Raw genomic sequence first — 17,316 nt, forward strand, 5'->3', positions numbered from 1 at the left:
CACTTTTCAAACTGATACTTCTGTTATGACTGATACTGACACTCAAAAACCCTTGAAACTCGCCTGCCCTATTTGTAAGAAAACGATTTATTGGACGGATGATTATCCGTTCCGTCCGTTTTGCAGTGATCGTTGTCGATTGATTGATTTGGGAGAATGGGCCAGCGAGGGGCATCGGATTCCCGGTGAGAAAGTTGATTTGAATGATGATGAGGAGAGGGATTAGTTGGAGTACATTACCGAGCCGCGAGGATGGATTGATTTGCAGGTGGAGTGTCGGATTACGCTTTGCTAATCCGACAAGACGCACCACAAACGTTATTCATTCCAAAAGCAACTGATTGCTGCAATTCCTTGCCCACCGTGGGCTTTTGCAATCTTAATGTCATCGCCATCCATTCCACCTAACGCAAACACCGGAACACCTGTGTTTTGCACCAGCTCCGCGAATTTCTCCCAGCCTAATACTGCTGCATTCGGATGCGAAGACGTCGGGGCGACGGGTGACAGGCAAATGTAATCCACATCTATACGTAGCGCTTGCTGAATTTCTTCTGCATTATGACATGAAGCGCCTAATAATTTTGAGTCATCTATCGGACGGGATTCATATGTTCGTAATTCATGGCTGTTGAGGTGAAGGCCATCACCAGCGCATCGGGAAAAGTTATCCCGCGTGGTATTGCAGAGTAATGTTGCCTGATACTGCTCGCATAATGTTTTGGCCAACTGCGCCAGGCCCCTGAATTGTTCCGGCAATGCGGAGGGGCAACGTAGCTGAACCAGGCGAATGCCACGTTGCAAGGCGCGCTGCAGGCGAAATAGAAAATCAGCGTGCGAATCAAATTCACCAGTAATCAACAAGCTATCGGGCAGTTGCAGTGCGGTAATGATGGGTTTATTGGCGGCAGGGAAAGGGTAATCACTCAGCTCCGGGACTGTAACCCAGCGAACTGGCTGCCCTTCCACACCGCGAGGCTCCCCGGAAAAGGCGAGCACTTTATATACGTCTAGAAAAACCGATTTATCCACGTAATCATGGCGAATTTGGATCAGAGGTTCTGTTTGCTCAACTTGAATATCAAGCTCTTCATAAAGTTCGCGTTGCAGTGCCTGATGAATTGTTTCACCAGCATCTACCTTTCCGCCGGGAAATTCCCACAAGCCGCCCTGGTGCACGTCGGCGGCGCGGCGCGCGATAAGGATTTTGCCATCGGGACTAACAATAGCCCCGACGGCAACGTGAACAATTTTCACTGCCATAATTACGAACGATAATCGGCGTTAATACGGACATACTCATAAGACAAGTCGGTCGTCCACACCGTCTCTGCCACACTACCGCGACCGAGATCGATACGAATGGCAATATCTTCACCTTTCATAACAGTCTGGCCCTGCTCTTCGGTATAGCTCGCTGCGCGTCCGCCATTTTCTACAATCAATACATCATTGAGATGAACACGAACTTTGGTTGCATCAAGGTCAGGCACACCGGCATAACCAATAGCAGCAACAATGCGACCCCAATTAGGATCAGATGCAAAGAGAGCCGTTTTGATCAGGGGAGAATGTGCAACAGCATAAGCTACATCGAGACATTCATCGCGATTTGCACCGCCGCTGACAGCAACGGTCACGAATTTGGTTGCACCTTCACCATCGCTGACAATACTTTTCGCCAGATGAATATACGCAGCAAAAATAATGTCTTTCAGTTTTTCATATAACTCACCCTCAGGTTTGTTAACCTCGGGTAAATCAACCTGACCAGTAGCAATGAGAATGCATGAGTCGTTGGTAGAGGTATCACCATCTATAGTGATACGGTTGAACGATTTATCTGCCGCTTCCTTCGCTAACTGCTGCAATAAAGGCTGCGCAATTTTGGCATCGGTAGCGATGTAACCCAGCATAGTCGCCATGTTGGGTTTGATCATGCCAGCACCTTTGGCAATCCCATTCACGGTAATCGTTTTGCCTTGGTATTCGATTTGTTGACTAAACCCTTTAGGGCGCGTATCGGTTGTCATGATACCGGCACCCGCATCGGTCCAACCTTGTTCGGTTGCGTTTGCCAAGGCTTCAGGAATTACCGCGATGATCTTGGCAACCGGTAAAGGCTCACCAATCACACCAGTAGAAAAGGGTAAAACCTGCTCGGGCTTAACACCTGTTTGCTGCGCAATGGCTTCACAGGTTGCTTTGGCATCGCGCAAGCCCTGTTCGCCCGTACAAGCATTAGCGTTACCGGAGTTAATCACTAAATAACGAATCGGCGCAGCCGCCAAGTGGGCTTTGCACAATGTCACCGGCGCTGCGCAGAAAGCATTTTTTGTAAAAACACCTGCAACAGCACTGCCTTCTGCCAGCTCGAACAACACGACATCACGACGGTTTTGACGCTTGATACCCGCACAAACAGCGGTGAGTTTTACACCCGCTACCGGGTGCATGGAAGGGAATGGATATTCACCAACGGCCATGATTCATAATTCCTGTGCTATTTGCGACGATACTTTTAAACCACAGACACCGGTTAAACGACAGGCACCGGTTGCTCAACCTTTAATGCCTTACTCCAATTGTCCATGACACTGTTTATATTTTTTCCCCGAACCACAAGGACATGGATCGTTGCGACCAACTTTTCGCCCCTGGCGTACAAACGGCTCAGGTTGTTGATGATCGCGCTCGGGCAACTGCTCTTCGCCCATAGCGGAGACTTGTTCATGTTGCAGCAACATTTTTTGCCGTTCTAATGCTTCACGACGTTGCTTTTCCATCGCTTCCATTTGTTCGCGTGTAATCGGCTCAACACGTGCTAGCAGGTGGATTGTTTCGCGCTTTACGGTTTCCAATAATTGCTGGAAGAGCTCAAACGCTTCACGTTTGTATTCCTGCTTCGGATTTTTTTGCGCATAGGAACGCAGATTAATGCCTTGACGCAGGTGGTCCATGTTGGCCAGATGCTCTTTCCAAGCGTTGTCCAACACTTGCAACATAACCTGTTTTTCAATCTCAACCATGATGTTGCCGATGCGTTCGCATTTTGCATCGTAGCCCGCCTGGATTTCAGCGAGAATTTTTTCACGCAGCTTTTCTTCGTGCAGACGATTGTCTTCATCAAGCCATTTGGCAATGGGTAATTGCAAACCAAAATCTGTTTCAATTTGCTTTTCCAGACCGGGAACATTCCACTGATCTTCAATGCTCATCGGAGGAATAAAATGGCTGATCATGTCATCGACCACGTCTCCGCGAACAGTATTAACAGTGTCACGAATAGTGTCGGCGTCCAGCAGCTGATTGCGTTGGTGATAAATAATTTGCCGCTGTTCATTAGCGACGTCATCAAATTCGAGCAATTGCTTACGAATATCAAAGTTGCGACCTTCAACTTTACGCTGGGCTTTTTCAATGGCGTTGTTCACCATGCGGTGTTCAATGGCCTCGCCCTTGTTCATGCCTAATGCCTGCATAAATCCACGCACGCGATCCGACGCAAAGATGCGCATCAAATTATCTTCAAGCGATAAATAAAAGCGCGTTAAGCCCGGATCACCCTGACGACCGGCGCGGCCGCGCAACTGGTTATCAATACGGCGGGATTCATGGCGCTCTGTACCGATAATATGCAACCCGCCTGCCGCAATAACTGTTTCGTGACGTTTTTGCCACTCGGCTTTAATAGCGGCAACTTGCGCTTCTGTCGAATTTTCCAACGCGGCCACTTCCGCTTCCCATTTACCACCCAACACGATATCCGTACCACGGCCCGCCATGTTGGTCGCAATCGTGACCGCGCCTGGGCGACCCGCCTGGGCAATAATCTCCGCTTCCTGTGCGTGAAATTTGGCGTTAAGTACCTGGTGTTTAATGCCCGCTTTATTCAAGCGACGTGACATTTCTTCCGAGGTTTCGATTGATGCAGTACCCACCAGAATCGGAGCATTTTTTTCCTGATAGGTTTTGATGTCCTCAACGATTGCATCGTATTTTTCTTCTACCGACAGAAAAACCAAATCGTTCAGGTCGACACGCTGTACTGTCTTATTGGTGGGAATTACCACGACATCAAGACGATAGATTTCGCGGAATTCATACGCCTCGGTGTCTGCCGTACCGGTCATGCCCGCGAGAATCGGATATAGGCGGAAATAATTCTGGAAGGTAGTCGACGCAAGTGTTTGACTCTCGCTTTGAATCGGTACGCCTTCTTTGGCCTCCAATGCCTGATGCAGACCTTCCGATAGACGACGCCCCTGCATGGTTCGGCCGGTGTGCTCATCAATCAAGACAACCTGATTCTCCTGAACGATGTACTCTACATCGCGATGGAATAATGCATGGGCGCGCAAGGCTGAATTAACGTGATGCAATAACGCCAAATTATTGGCCGCGTAGAGATTTTGGTCCGGCTGCAGTAATTTTGCTTCAATCAATAAATCTTCTACATGTTGATGCCCGCTTTCAGAGAGTTCCACCTGACGGGTTTTCTCATCAACAGAGTAGTCGCCTTCCCCGTCTTCTTCCTGTTGCGGTTTCAACCTGCCGACCAACTGGTTCATGCGCTTGTAGAGTTCAGAACTGTTTTCAGCAGCACCGGAAATCACCAAAGGTGTGCGCGCTTCGTCAATCAAAATCGAGTCGACTTCGTCCACGATGGCAAAATATAACGGACGCTGTACTTTATCGGCTTTACTCAGCGCCATGTTATCGCGGAGATAGTCAAAACCGTATTCGTTATTGGTGCCGTAAGTAATGTCCGCCGCGTAGGCTTCGCGCTTTAAAGCAGAAGGCTGCATGGATTGGATAACGCCAACCTTCATGCCCAGAAATTCATAAACCGGGGCCATCCACGCTGCGTCGCGACTGGCCAGATAATCATTCACTGTAATCACGTGCACGCCCTTACCAGTCAGGGCGTGCAGGTAGCTCGGCAGGGTTGCCACCAGGGTTTTACCCTCACCGGTACGCATTTCAGCGATACACCCTTCGTGCAGCGCCATACCACCGATAAGCTGTACATCAAAATGGCGCATCGACAAAACCCGGCGGCTTGCTTCACGCACCGTGGCAAAAGCTTCAGGTAAGAGCTGATCAACGGTCTCGCCTTGCTGGTAACGCTGACGATATTCGTCAGTTTTTGCCCGTAATTGTTCGTCAGTCAGCTTTTCCATGTCGGGCTCAAGCGCGTTAATTCGCGTCACAATCTTGCTCATGCGCTTGAGTTCACGATCATTTTTTGAACCGAATAAAGCTTTAGCTATAAAACCAATCATTTGATATACCGTAACTTATAAGAATGCAGATCTGAAATAAAATGAACCTGACAGCAAGGCTGGCAAGTAAACAGAAAGGTGCTTGTTAAAGCAAGCGGGGAGAGGAGAATTATCGGCTGGCGCGATGAATATAGGTTGCAGGATCGACAGGGCGACCGTGCTTGTAAACTTCAAAATGAACGTGGGGACCAGTAGAGCGACCGGTAGAGCCTACTAAAGCGATGATTTGACCTTTTTTAACTACATCACCCACTTTTACCAGATTACTTTTGTTGTGGGCATAGCGTGTGGCATAGCCGTTACCATGGTTGATTTCCACCATGTTGCCATATTCAGGGTGACGACCAGCAACAGTGACAACCCCGGCAGCAACCGAGATGACATCAGTGCCTTCACGGGCCGCGAAATCAACACCAGCATGGAAAGCAACATTGCCGGTAAACGGATCGGTTCTGCGCCCAAAACGGGAAGCCATCCAACCTTTTTGCACGGGTCGACCGGCAATAAAGATGTCATCCTGGATTTTGCGCTTGGCCAATAAAGCATCAAGCGTTTCCAGCTGTTGTTCGCGGTTTTCGATTTGATTAGAGAGCTGATCGATGATCCGAATCAGTTCAGGAGTAGACTGGGCCTGAGTGACAGCCGCTGTTTCCGGGCCGCCGACGGCAGGGGGCTGACTGAAATCGAACTCGCCTTCTTCCAGCTTGGCAACGGTAGTCAACCGCTCACCCAAAGCATCCAGACGCACGAGACGCGCCTGCATTTCTGCGATTTTCATCGTCAGCGCCGACAATTGTGCTTCGGCCTCCTGACGGGTTTTCTCCAGATGTTCTTTCTGGGCAATCAATTCATCTTCAAGCGCCTGACGGGACTCGGTATTAAAGAAGTCACCGTTGTCCTGCGTTTCAAGCCAGTTATAGCCAATAGCGCAGAGCACTCCAGGCATACCCAACAAGCAGACAGAAAGAAACGCACGAGTCCATCCCGCAATGGAGATGCTCCGTGACTGACCGTGATGCTTGTTGAGGATAATAATTTTCATGCAATGAATGTTATCTGATTTGCCTGAACCAATTATTAGTAATAGTAGGCATTTTAAGATTCTTGCTTAGACCAATATTGCCTTGTTGCGGATGTTTTATAACTCGAAGGACTTAAAAACCAACTTCTTTATTATAAACAATCACTTTGTCGTCCGTGATAACACGGATTTATAAGCAAAATTAGCACCAATTTCTGAAAAATCATCCGCCAATATCAGCGGGAGGTCGAAATATGGCACAGATGAAAGGTAATGATCAATAGAAAATTTCAACGACATCAGTTCACCAATGTCGTTGAAACTAAGACGGGGAAAAACTTAAATAGCCAATAAAGGCTTCATATAAGAGATGGGCGCAGCGTCCTCATCTTCAAATGTGACCACTTCCCAGGCATCTTTTTGAGCGATTAATTGGCGCAAGGATTTGTTGTTAAGGCCGTGACCCGACTTATGCGCTTTAAACTCACCAATCAGGCTATTTCCCAGAAGATACAAGTCACCGATAGCATCCAGGACCTTGTGTTTTACAAACTCATCTTCGTAGCGCAGGCCATCCTCGTTAAGGATGCGGTAATCATCCACGACGATAGCGTTGTCGATGCTGCCGCCCTTGGCCAAGCCTTTGGAGCGCAAATATTCAATCTCGTGCATAAAACCGAAAGTGCGCGCGCGACTAACTTCTTTTACAAAAGACGTACTGGAAAAATCCACCGACGTTTCAAGGGTACGCCCCTGAAAAACCGGGTGATCGAAATCGATAGAGAAAGTGACTTTAAAGCCTTCAAATGGCAGGAAACTGGCAATTTTATCGCCATCCTGCACCGTGACGGGCTTTTTGATGCGGATGAATTTTTTCGCTGCTGGTTGCTCTTGAATACCAGCAGATTGGATCAGAAAAACAAAAGGGCCAGCACTGCCATCCATAATAGGGACTTCCGGGGCGCTGACTTCAACAATAGCGTTATCAATACCCAGACCAGCCATGGCAGAAAGCAAATGCTCGACTGTTGATACGCGGACGTCGCCATTCATCAGGGTCGTCGACAGCGTCGTATCACCGACATTTTCTGCCTTCGCTTCGATCTCCACCACAGGGTCAAGATCCACCCGGCGAAACAGGATACCCGCATCCACAGGAGCGGGAAGCAGAGTCAAATAAATCTTTTGGCCGGTGTGTAACCCAACGCCGGTCGCGCGAATGGCATTCTTAAGTGTTCGTTGTCTGATCATTGCTTTGTGTTAGCCCTACCTGTTAGCTAGATTAGCAAGTGTACCCAAGGTGACTTTGGCGTGTACGCGACGTAAATTTTTTGCCGTCATACTCGCGATATCCTTATTGATGTCCCGCAGTCTAACCAAAAGTAATCCCGTTCAAAAAAGCAAGTCATGTTACCAATATATGTCGCAGGTCGCCAGCTAAGCGGCCTATAGGAAAAATCAATCTTTAGCGAACCTGGTCCCTGTCCGCTAAAAATAGTACTGCCCTGCGCTTTTTACGCATACCGGACCACTAACTCAGACACGTTCATTGACGAGTTGTGGTGCCGGTAAAGGCAATTTTCAAGTCGTCCGTCAGCGGCGACTGAGACTCGCGACATTCATTACCACTACATCCAATCGATCAATCCGCCTGGCGACGCAAGAATGCCGGAATATCGAGATATTCAAGATCCTTTTCTGCCATCGGTGCAACAGCCGCCGAAGAATGACTGTTGGCGCGCAAGTGCGCCGGACGATCCAATGCGCTGTAATCAATCTGACCATTGGAACGACGCGTGTTATCCACGATGACTTTTGTGGGCGCAGGTTTGGTTTCTTTAACCGCTGCGGTAGCCGCCGCACCCAAACCAGTTGCCACAACAGTCACGCGAAGCTCGTTGCTCATCTCTGGATCGATTACCGTACCAACCACTACAGTCGCATCAGCGGATGCAAATTCTTCAATAGTGTTACCCACTTCAGAGTATTCGCCGAGCGACAGATCAATACCGGCAGTGATATTTACCAGAATACCGCGCGCACCTTGCAGATTAACGTCTTCCAGCAGCGGGCTGCGAATTGCCGCTTCGGCTGCTTCGCGTGCGCGATTTTCACCTGTTGCACGACCGGTGCCCATCATCGCCATGCCCATTTCAGACATCACGGTGCGAACGTCAGCGAAGTCGACGTTGATCATGCCGGGACGGATAATCAGATCGGCAATACCTTGCACCGCGCCGAGCAATACATTGTTAGCGGCTTTAAACGCATCAAGCAGGCTGGTTGACTTACCCAACACCGCCAACAATTTTTCATTGGGAATGGTGATTAACGAATCCACGCGCTCCTGCAGTTCACGAATACCGGCGTCGGCAATAGCCATACGTTTGCGGCCTTCGAACGGGAAGGGTTTGGTGACCACCGCAACCGTCAGAATTCCCAGGTCGCGCGCAACTTCGGCCACTACCGGTGCACCACCAGTACCGGTACCACCACCCATGCCTGCGGCAATAAATACCATATCAGCACCGCGCAGGACCTCAGCAATACGCTCGCGATCTTCCAGCGCTGCCTGCCGGCCTACCTCCGGGTTAGCACCTGCACCCAGCCCTTTGGTCATGGAGTTACCCAGTTGTAACACGGTGCGTGCATCAATATCTTTCAGCGCTTGCGCGTCAGTATTTGCACAGATAAATTCCACACCATCAACGTTATTGGCAATCATGTGTTTGACGGCGTTACCGCCACCACCACCAACACCGATAACTTTGATAACTGCACTTTGTTGAATGCTATCGACTAATTCAAACATAGTAATACCCCTTTTTTCCCTTGAACGTGTCTGTTAAAAAATAAAACCTGGTTGCGTTTAAAAATTGCTTTGAAATAATTTCTTGAGCCGACTGATAATCGAACCCTGCTGTTCCCTCGAATGATGCGCAGCTCCCCTGCCCTCCTGTTGTTGCTTCATTGCATACATCAACAAACCGACACCGGTGGAATAAATGGGATTATTCACGATGTCAGTCAAACCGCGAATGGCGTGTGGTGCGCCAATACGAACGGGCATATGAAAAATTTCCTCCGCCAGTTCAATAACACCTTCCATCTTCGACGTACCACCGGTTAAGACAATACCGGCGGCAATCAAATCTTCATAACCGCTGCGCCGCAATTCCGATTGCACCAATGTAAACAATTCGTCGTAGCGCGGCTCCACCACTTCGGCCAATGCCTGTCGGGACAGATCGCGTGGTTGACGATCTCCCACACTGGGTACTTTGATCGTTTCATCCGGGCTGGTTAACTTTGCCAATGCGCAGGCATATTTAATTTTAATTTCTTCAGCATTAGGCGTCGGTGTGCGCAGCGCCATAGCGATATCGTTGGTTACCTGATCACCGGCAATCGGGATCACGCCCGTATGGCGAATTGCACCGTCTTTAAAGATGGCAATGTCAGTGGTACCGCCGCCAATATCCACCACACAAACACCCAATTCTTTTTCATCATCAGTCAGTACGGCATAACTTGAAGCCAATTGTTCCAAGATAATATCTTCAACTTCCAAACCACACCGACGAATACATTTTTCAATATTTTGCGCCGCATTGACTGCGCAAGTCACCAGATGCACTTTTGCTTCCAGGCGCACACCGGACATCCCCAAAGGCTCTTTCACACCGTCCTGGTCATCAATTAAAAATTCCTGCGGCAGGATGTGCAGAATTTTCTGGTCCGCTGGAATAGCCACGGCCTGTGCTGCATCAATTACACGATCCAGATCCTGCGGAAACACTTCACGATCCTTGATCGCCACGATACCGTGAGAATTCAGGCTGCGAATGTGGCTGCCCGCGATACCCGCGTAGACCGAGTGAATCTGGCAACCAGCCATCAACTCCGCTTCTTCAATAGCGCGCTGGATCGAAAGCACCGTGGATTCGATATTTACCACCACACCTTTTTTCAAACCGCTGGAGCGATGCGATCCGATACCGACAATTTCCAGGCGTCCTTCGGGCGTGATGGCCCCCACAAGCGCCACCACCTTGGATGTACCTATATCCAGGCCAACAATCATTTTGTTGTCACCAGCATTTGCCATTGGCGTAACCTCTTTTTAAATCATTCCAACCTTTGAATGATCACATCGATTTAATGTAATTTTTTTTCGCTTCTGAATCCGGCGACCATTGCACCGCAACGCCGTTGGTATAGCGCACATCAATTGCTGTAACGTCTTGCCAGACCTCGCTCAGGTGTTGGTCGTAGACCGTCATAAAGCGGCGCATTTTTTCCATCACCTGATCCCGACCAATGGCCACTTCCACATCACCTTTCAACATCAATCGCCAGGACTTTTTGCTATCACACTTCAACTCGATAACGTCCAGACCACGCGAGCGCAACAACTGCGATAAATCCTGATATTGCTGCATAATCTTGCTGGCATCAGCGGCGTTGCCTTGCAATAAGGGTAACGCCGCCAATGCATCAATATTGTCAACCTGCACCAACTCGCCGCGCTGGTTTAAAAAACCGTCTGTACCCCATCGCGCAATTGGCTGCTCCTCGGTGATGCGTACTTCCAGCGCATCGGGCCAACGTCGCGCCAGGGCGGCGTGCTCAACCCAGGGTTCACTTTCCAATGCCGTTTTCATGCGCATTAAATCCAGCTGCAAAAAATCTTCATTGATCTCTGCACTGATTAACGCCATAGCTCGCTCCTTGCTGATGTAATGAAAGTCACCCTCCACCATCACGCTGGCCAGCGGTCGATCAACCAGTTCCGCCACAGGCTCAGCGACAAAATACAGCGCTAATCCCAGCGCTCCGACTATCAAAACCAATCCCACTAAACGTCTTGACCAACGACCGGCATTGTCATTGTTGTTGTCGCCCAAACGGGCACCGCCGTAGCTGGGAACCTTGGTATTCAGTCCCTCTGCTCGTTTACTGCGCCGCCTGCCATTGACACTGCTGTCGTTCATGCTGATTTACAAACTGGCCAGCAATACAGCGATGACCAATTGCGCAAAAGATAAACCTTCTGCTTTTGCAGCCATGGGTACCAAGCTGTGGCTGGTCATGCCGGGCACGGTATTCACTTCCAACAAATAAAAATTCTGTGCCGAATCGGCCATGACATCCACGCGACCCCAACCGCGACAACCGAGCGCGCTGAAGGCATTTAACGCTAATTCACGCAGCTCTTTTTCTTTCGTCTCACTCAAGCCGCACGGGCAGAGGTAGCGCGTATCTTCCGCAAGATATTTCGCATCAAAATCATAAAAGCGGTGGTCAGTTTCCAGTTTAATTGGCGCCAGGGCTTTGCCGTCCAGAATCGCCACGGTGTACTCGCCACCGGTGATCAAACGTTCAACCAACACACTGCCGTCGTATTGCGCGGCATTTTGATAAGCCGCTTGCAGCTCCGTCGCTGATTGCACACGCGACATACCGATACTGGAACCTTCGTGGGCTGGCTTCACCATGACTTCGCCACCCAGATTATCCAGCACGGCTGCCCAATCGGTATGTGCCTGCAACACAGCGAAATCCGGCGTGGATAATCCGACACCACGCCACAATTGTTTACTGCGCAATTTATCCATTGCCAGTGCCGATGACTGTACGTCACTGCCGGTATACGGAATTTTTAAATATTCCAACACCGCCTGAATTCGTCCGTCTTCACCACCGGGGCCATGCAGCGCGATAAACGCGCGATCCAGCTTTGCCGCTTGTATATCGCTGATTGCATTCTCGCCAACATCAATCACCACCGGATCAATACCTGCTTCTTTCAATGCATTGATAACGGCCGTACCGCTTTGCAAGGAAATTTCACGCTCTGCCGATTGTCCACCGAACAAAACGCCCACACGACCCAAGCGGTTTTTTAAGGCCTCATCAATCGGCAAGTGTATGGATTGCATTTTTTCTTTACCTCTACTGCAAGTTGCGCTTGGCTAATTCAGGGGACAACACACCCACATTGCCCGCGCCTTGGGTAATCACAATATCGCCTGCTTTAACCAGATCTTTGATGATGGCCGGAACACCTTCAACGGTTTCAACAAAGATAGGTTCAATCACACCGCGCGCGCGAATGCTGCGACACAGATGGCGACTGTCTGCACCGGGAATAACTTCCTCTCCCGCGCTATAAACTTCGAGCATTACCAGAGCATCTACCGTTGATAACACTTCAACAAAATCTTCGTACAAATCCCGCGTGCGCGTATAGCGGTGCGGTTGGTAAACCATGACCAGACGCCGGTCGGGCCAGCCGTCCCGTACTGCTTTGATAATCGCGGCTACTTCGCGCGGATGGTGGCCGTAGTCATCCACCAACATGGCATCGCCACTGCCAATAGGAAAATTGCCGTACACCTGAAAGCGACGACCGACACCCTGGAAATTCTCCAGCCCCTGCTGAATTGCCTCATCGCTGATGCCTTCATCTGTGGCCACCGCAATCACTGCCGTCGCATTTAACACGTTGTGGATACCGGGAATATTCAAGCGAATATGCAAAGGCTTTTCGTTGCCTGGACGCAGTACATCGAACTCTGACTGCATCTTGTTTTGCTGAATGTTGATCGCCCGGAAATCACAATGTTCGTCAAAACCGTAGGTGAGAATCGGACGCGCAATATCGGGAATAATGTCGCGAATCACCGGGTCCTCACCGCACAACACTGCCAAGCCGTAGAACGGCAAGTTATGCAAAAATTCGATGAAAGTTTTCTTCAGTTTTGAAAAATCCCCACCGTAGGTGTCCATATGATCTGCGTCGATATTGGTCACAATGGCGACCATGGGCTGCAGATGCAAAAAGGATGCATCGCTTTCATCGGCTTCCGCGACCAGATAACGGCTACCGCCCAACTGCGCGTTAGTGCCGGTACTGTTTACCAAGCCGCCGATGATAAATGTCGGGTCCTGTTTCGCAGCAGCCAGAATCGAGGCCATTAAACTGGTGGTGGTGGTTTTACCGTGGGTGCCGGCCACGGCAATACCATGGCGATAGCGCATCAACTCACCCAGCATTTCGGCGCGACGAACAATCGGAATGCGCAATTCGCGCGCGCCGATCATTTCCGGATTATTAGCCGCAACTGCACTGGAATTTACCACCACATCAGCACCGGCAACATTGCTCGCACTGTGACCGATGAAAACCTGCGCACCTTTATTTACCAAACGCGCTGTCACGCTGGATTCTTTAATATCCGAACCGGAAATTTCATATCCCTGATTCAACAACACTTCGGCAATGCCACTCATCCCCGCACCGCCGATGCCGATAAAATGAATGCGACGGATACGGCGCATTTCGGGCACTTCATAATGTTCTATGGCTTTATCCACGCGCCACCTCCACACAAATATTCGCTACTGTTTCTGCTGCATCAGGCAACGCAAGCAGGCGCGCTTTTTCAGCCATGTTCATACTTTGTTCCGGCTCATTGATATGGGTCATCAAGAGCGCCGCCAATTTCGCCGGTGTGAGCTCGCGCTGGGCCATCGATATACCGGCACCGGCGCTACTTAAAATTGCCGCGTTATGGGTTTGGTGATCATCAATCGCCGACGGCAAGGGAATTAAAATAGCAGCGACACCCGCAGCCATCAGTTCTGAAACCGTCAAAGCACCCGCTCGACACACAATCACATCCGCCCAACCATAAGCAGCGGCCATATCGTCAATAAAAGCCTCTACTCTGGCGATCACGTGTTGTTGCTCATACAGCGCCGCTGTAGTTTGTGCATGATCTTTTCCGGTTTGATGCCATACGTCCGGGCGCGAATCTGATGGCAATTGCGCCAGAGCTTCCGGCATCATTTCATTGATGGCTTTTGCACCCAGGCTGCCACCCAACACCAACACATGCAGTTTTGCTTTTTGTGCACGACGCTCCCCATAACGGACTGTCGGTGCCGGTAGCGCGGCAATCGCCGTACGCACTGGATTACCTACCACCTGTGCCTGTGCAAATGCACCGTTAAAAGCAGACAGCACTCGCGTTGCAAAACGTGCAAGCAACCGATTGGTGGTCCCGGCAATCGCATTTTGTTCATGAATGACCAAAGGCTTTCCCAACAATCGCGCAGCGACACCGCCCGGTCCGGAAGCAAAGCCACCAAAGCCCACCACCACATCAGGTTGTTCACGCCGCAAGATACCGATGGCTTGAGCAATGGCATAACCCACCAAAAACGGCGCCTTGATTAATCCGGATAATCCACGGCCACGCACACCTTCCACACGAATAAGATGCAGCGGAATATTCGCCGCCGGCACCAAACGATTTTCAATACCGCGCCCCGTCCCGAGCCACATCAACTGCGCGCCTGCCTGCCGCAACACCTCGGCAACAGCCAACGCAGGGAATACATGACCGCCGGTACCGCCAGCCATAATCATTACCTTAAGCGATTGCGCATCTGTCATATCGCCTCCGGCATTATCGGTGGCGGACGAACAGCAGCGCGCAAGGGGCGCGCAGGCGGGATGTAAATCGAACTCACTCCACGCACTTCCCACTCAATACGCATGACAAAGGCCAGCAACACACAGCTGACTAACAAACTGCTTCCACCGTAACTGATAAACGGCAGCGTTAACCCTTTAGTTGGCAATAATCCGGAAGCGACACCGACATTGATAAACACCTGGAACGAAAACAGGATAGCGACACCGAAGGCAGCAAAGGCAGCAAAGGCTTTACCCACCGCCAGATTATTTTTTGCGATGGTGAAGATGCGTAGTATCAACGCAACAAACAATCCGATAATAATCGTCGCCCCAATCAAACCGAATTCTTCCGCGATGATGGCAAAGATAAAATCGGTATGAGCCTCCGGCAGGAAAAACAGCTTCTGTAAACTGTTACCCAAGCCCAAACCAAACCACTCACCGCGCCCAAAACCAATCAGCGATTGCGTTAGCTGATAGCCGGTATTAAATTGATCCGCCCAAGGGTCCAGAAAAGTAATCAAGCGCTGCATCCGGTAGGGAGAAAACACGGCCACGGCTCCCAGGCTCGCAACCCCCAAACCGATCAACAACAGAAAGTGCCACATCCGCACTCCGGCGATGAACATCATGGCAAACACCGTTGCGCTCAATACCACTGAACTGCCGAAGTCGGGCTCCAGCAACAACAACACAACGAACAAACCAACAACCAGCAAGGGTTTCAAAAAACCTTGCCAGCCGAAATGCAATTCGTGATACCGCCGCGCAAAGAAACTGGCAAAAAATACCACTGCACAAAACTTGGCGATCTCCGACACTTGCACTGAAATAATACCGAGGCTCAGCCAGCGTTGACTGCCGTTAACTTTTTTCCCTACGCCAGGAATCAGCACGATCACCAACAGCAACAAGGTGAACAATAAAAAATAACCCGCGTAGCGTTGCCATACACTCATGGGAATAGACACAACCACCATCGCCACGGTGACGCCCATGGCCATATAAACGCCGTGACGTTTGGCGAAATACCAGGCATCACCATAATTGGCTGCCGCAAAAGCCACGGAAGCCGATGCGACCATCACCAGCCCGACTGACATCAACACCAGCCATAAACTCAGCAGCGTCCAATCGATGCGCTGGTTAAATGGCAGATCATTGCGGGTTGTGGTCATCATGATGCCAACTCCCGCACGGCTACACAGAACTGTTGTCCACGATCTACATAATTCTTGAACATATCGAAACTTGCACAGGCAGGTGACAACAACACTGCATCACCAGCATGAGCATGCTCAAAACTTTTACTCACCGCGTCGGTCATGCTCGTTGCAAAAATTATTTTGCTTTTACCCTCAATGGCCGCCGCAATTTGTGGCGCATCACGACCAATCAACACGACGGCGCGAACCTGATCATCAATAGCCGGAGCCAACTCGGCAAAATTTGCACCTTTTCCATCGCCACCAGCAATCAACACCAGTTTTGCGGGCGGGCGAGCAAGCCCTTTGATGGCGGCCACTGTTGCACCGATATTGGTGCCTTTGGAATCATTAAAAAATTCCACACCTTTAATAGCGGTGACCCATTCACAACGATGCGGCAACCCGGCAAACGTTTTCAGGGTCTCGACCATGGCTGGCAATGGCAAGCCTGCGGCCTGCCCCAGTGCCAGTGCAGCCAGGGCATTATCGACATTGTGCTTGCCACGGATTTTCAATTGGCTTACCGGCATCAAGGGTTGGAATTGCCATGCCAGATAATCTTCATCTTGCTCTTGAATAATGCCGAAATTATTGAACTCCGCCCCGCCACCAAAGGTGATCGGCTTTACGCCGGTCGCCAGCGGCGGATGAGTCAGGACATCATTGCGATTAACAACAATTTTTTCTGCACCGAAATACACCCGCAGTTTCGCCGCATGGTACGCCTGCATGCTGGGGTAACGGTCCAGGTGATCGGCACTGATATTTAAAATCGTCGCCACTTTGGCGTTGAGTTTGGACACGGTCTCCAGTTGAAAACTGGAGAGCTCCATCACATACAACTCAATATCATCACGCAATAAATCCAACGCCGGCGTACCCAGATTGCCACCCACGGCAACTTTCAGCCCGGCTTGAGCGGCCATTTCACCCACCAGCGTTGTTACCGTGCTTTTAGCATTGGAACCAGTAATCGCCACGATGGGTGCGCGCGCATAACGCACAAATAACTCAATATCACCCACCACCGGAATACCCACCGCCCTGGCTTCGGCAATTGCCGGTGTTGCCACGGCAACACCGGGGCTCGCAATAATTTCATCCGCCAGCAATAAGGTTTCGGTTTTTAACTCGCCGGTCTCAACCAACACATGGGGAAATTCTTTTTTAATCTGCGCCAGGTTTGGTGGTTGTGCGCGAGTATCCAGTAATACAAATGCTTGCCCCTGCTTCGCCAAAAAGCGAGCCACCGACAGGCCGGTCACACCGGTGCCGATGATGGCTTTGACTTTGCTTGTGGCGATCATTTGGGTC

Annotated in this window: 14 protein-coding genes; 1 reads left to right on the forward strand and 13 read right to left on the reverse strand. The window is 50.2% G+C overall.

Annotated features, from left to right (window positions below):
- The first annotated feature begins 25 nt into the window (after positions 1-25).
- Positions 26-226, forward strand: coding sequence for a DNA gyrase inhibitor YacG (gene yacG, locus CBR65_RS08215; protein WP_087466413.1), 201 nt, complete (start codon positions 26-28; stop codon positions 224-226).
- Positions 227-318: 92 nt separating this feature from the next.
- Here the strand turns inward: yacG and CBR65_RS08220 are convergent, their stop codons facing one another.
- The 13 genes from CBR65_RS08220 to murD all read right to left on the reverse strand — a co-directional run bounded on the left by CBR65_RS08220 (position 319) and on the right by murD (position 17,309).
- Positions 319-1,263, reverse strand: a complete 945-nt coding sequence (locus CBR65_RS08220) for a Nudix family hydrolase (protein WP_198300910.1) — start codon at positions 1,261-1,263, stop codon at positions 319-321.
- A 2-nt stretch (positions 1,264-1,265) separates the two neighbouring features.
- Complete coding sequence (gene argJ, locus CBR65_RS08225) at positions 1,266-2,486, reverse strand: bifunctional glutamate N-acetyltransferase/amino-acid acetyltransferase ArgJ (RefSeq protein WP_087466414.1); 1,221 nt, start codon at positions 2,484-2,486, stop codon at positions 1,266-1,268.
- Positions 2,487-2,576: 90 nt separating this feature from the next.
- Complete coding sequence (secA, locus tag CBR65_RS08230; RefSeq protein ID WP_087466415.1) at positions 2,577-5,285, reverse strand: preprotein translocase subunit SecA; 2,709 nt, start codon at positions 5,283-5,285, stop codon at positions 2,577-2,579.
- Between the two features lie 109 nt (positions 5,286-5,394).
- Entirely contained in the window at positions 5,395-6,327 is a 933-nt protein-coding gene (locus tag CBR65_RS08235) for a M23 family metallopeptidase (protein WP_087466416.1), read from the reverse strand.
- A gap of 318 nt (positions 6,328-6,645) precedes the next feature.
- On the reverse strand, positions 6,646-7,557 hold the full coding sequence (gene lpxC, locus CBR65_RS08240) for a UDP-3-O-acyl-N-acetylglucosamine deacetylase (RefSeq protein WP_087466417.1): 912 nt from the start codon (positions 7,555-7,557) through the stop codon (positions 6,646-6,648).
- 391 nt (positions 7,558-7,948) lie between these two features.
- Positions 7,949-9,118: a cell division protein FtsZ gene (ftsZ, locus tag CBR65_RS08245; protein ID WP_087466418.1), complete on the reverse strand. Its 1,170-nt coding sequence runs from the start codon at positions 9,116-9,118 to the stop codon at positions 7,949-7,951.
- 57 nt (positions 9,119-9,175) lie between these two features.
- Positions 9,176-10,414, reverse strand: coding sequence for a cell division protein FtsA (ftsA, locus tag CBR65_RS08250; RefSeq protein ID WP_087466419.1), 1,239 nt, complete (start codon positions 10,412-10,414; stop codon positions 9,176-9,178).
- Positions 10,415-10,454: 40 nt separating this feature from the next.
- The gene (locus CBR65_RS08255; protein WP_087466420.1) at positions 10,455-11,300 is read right to left on the reverse strand and encodes a cell division protein FtsQ/DivIB; all 846 of its coding nucleotides are present in this window, start codon (positions 11,298-11,300) and stop codon (positions 10,455-10,457) included.
- A 6-nt stretch (positions 11,301-11,306) separates the two neighbouring features.
- A complete protein-coding gene (locus CBR65_RS08260) occupies positions 11,307-12,248 on the reverse strand; it encodes a D-alanine--D-alanine ligase (protein WP_087466421.1) in 942 nt (313 codons plus the stop codon).
- A gap of 13 nt (positions 12,249-12,261) precedes the next feature.
- Positions 12,262-13,650, reverse strand: a complete 1,389-nt coding sequence (gene murC / locus CBR65_RS08265; protein ID WP_232461432.1) for a UDP-N-acetylmuramate--L-alanine ligase — start codon at positions 13,648-13,650, stop codon at positions 12,262-12,264.
- Positions 13,651-13,678: 28 nt separating this feature from the next.
- Positions 13,679-14,770, reverse strand: a complete 1,092-nt coding sequence (murG, locus tag CBR65_RS08270; RefSeq protein WP_087466423.1) for an undecaprenyldiphospho-muramoylpentapeptide beta-N-acetylglucosaminyltransferase — start codon at positions 14,768-14,770, stop codon at positions 13,679-13,681.
- Complete coding sequence (gene ftsW / locus CBR65_RS08275) at positions 14,767-15,975, reverse strand: putative lipid II flippase FtsW (RefSeq protein WP_087466424.1); 1,209 nt, start codon at positions 15,973-15,975, stop codon at positions 14,767-14,769. The genes murG and ftsW overlap by 4 nt, the downstream gene beginning before the upstream one ends.
- Complete coding sequence (gene murD, locus CBR65_RS08280) at positions 15,972-17,309, reverse strand: UDP-N-acetylmuramoyl-L-alanine--D-glutamate ligase (protein WP_198300960.1); 1,338 nt, start codon at positions 17,307-17,309, stop codon at positions 15,972-15,974. The genes ftsW and murD overlap by 4 nt, the downstream gene beginning before the upstream one ends.
- Between the last annotated feature and the right edge of the window lie 7 nt (positions 17,310-17,316).

It is taken from the genome of Cellvibrio sp. PSBB006, assembly GCF_002162135.1.
GTDB lineage: Bacteria > Pseudomonadota > Gammaproteobacteria > Pseudomonadales > Cellvibrionaceae > Cellvibrio.

What these genes read in the sequence shown, in the direction of transcription:
- yacG (WP_087466413.1), top strand. Translation starts at nt 26, where the DNA reads ATGACTGATACTGACACTCAAAAACCCTTGAAACTCGCCTGCCCTATT.
- CBR65_RS08220 (WP_198300910.1), bottom strand. Translation starts at nt 1,263, where the DNA reads ATGGCAGTGAAAATTGTTCACGTTGCCGTCGGGGCTATTGTTAGTCCC.
- argJ (WP_087466414.1), bottom strand. Translation starts at nt 2,486, where the DNA reads ATGGCCGTTGGTGAATATCCATTCCCTTCCATGCACCCGGTAGCGGGT.
- secA (WP_087466415.1), bottom strand. Translation starts at nt 5,285, where the DNA reads ATGATTGGTTTTATAGCTAAAGCTTTATTCGGTTCAAAAAATGATCGT.
- CBR65_RS08235 (WP_087466416.1), bottom strand. Translation starts at nt 6,327, where the DNA reads ATGAAAATTATTATCCTCAACAAGCATCACGGTCAGTCACGGAGCATC.
- lpxC (WP_087466417.1), bottom strand. Translation starts at nt 7,557, where the DNA reads ATGATCAGACAACGAACACTTAAGAATGCCATTCGCGCGACCGGCGTT.
- ftsZ (WP_087466418.1), bottom strand. Translation starts at nt 9,118, where the DNA reads ATGTTTGAATTAGTCGATAGCATTCAACAAAGTGCAGTTATCAAAGTT.
- ftsA (WP_087466419.1), bottom strand. Translation starts at nt 10,414, where the DNA reads ATGGCAAATGCTGGTGACAACAAAATGATTGTTGGCCTGGATATAGGT.
- CBR65_RS08255 (WP_087466420.1), bottom strand. Translation starts at nt 11,300, where the DNA reads ATGAACGACAGCAGTGTCAATGGCAGGCGGCGCAGTAAACGAGCAGAG.
- CBR65_RS08260 (WP_087466421.1), bottom strand. Translation starts at nt 12,248, where the DNA reads ATGCAATCCATACACTTGCCGATTGATGAGGCCTTAAAAAACCGCTTG.
- murC (WP_232461432.1), bottom strand. Translation starts at nt 13,650, where the DNA reads ATGCGCCGTATCCGTCGCATTCATTTTATCGGCATCGGCGGTGCGGGG.
- murG (WP_087466423.1), bottom strand. Translation starts at nt 14,770, where the DNA reads ATGACAGATGCGCAATCGCTTAAGGTAATGATTATGGCTGGCGGTACC.
- ftsW (WP_087466424.1), bottom strand. Translation starts at nt 15,975, where the DNA reads ATGATGACCACAACCCGCAATGATCTGCCATTTAACCAGCGCATCGAT.
- murD (WP_198300960.1), bottom strand. Translation starts at nt 17,309, where the DNA reads ATGATCGCCACAAGCAAAGTCAAAGCCATCATCGGCACCGGTGTGACC.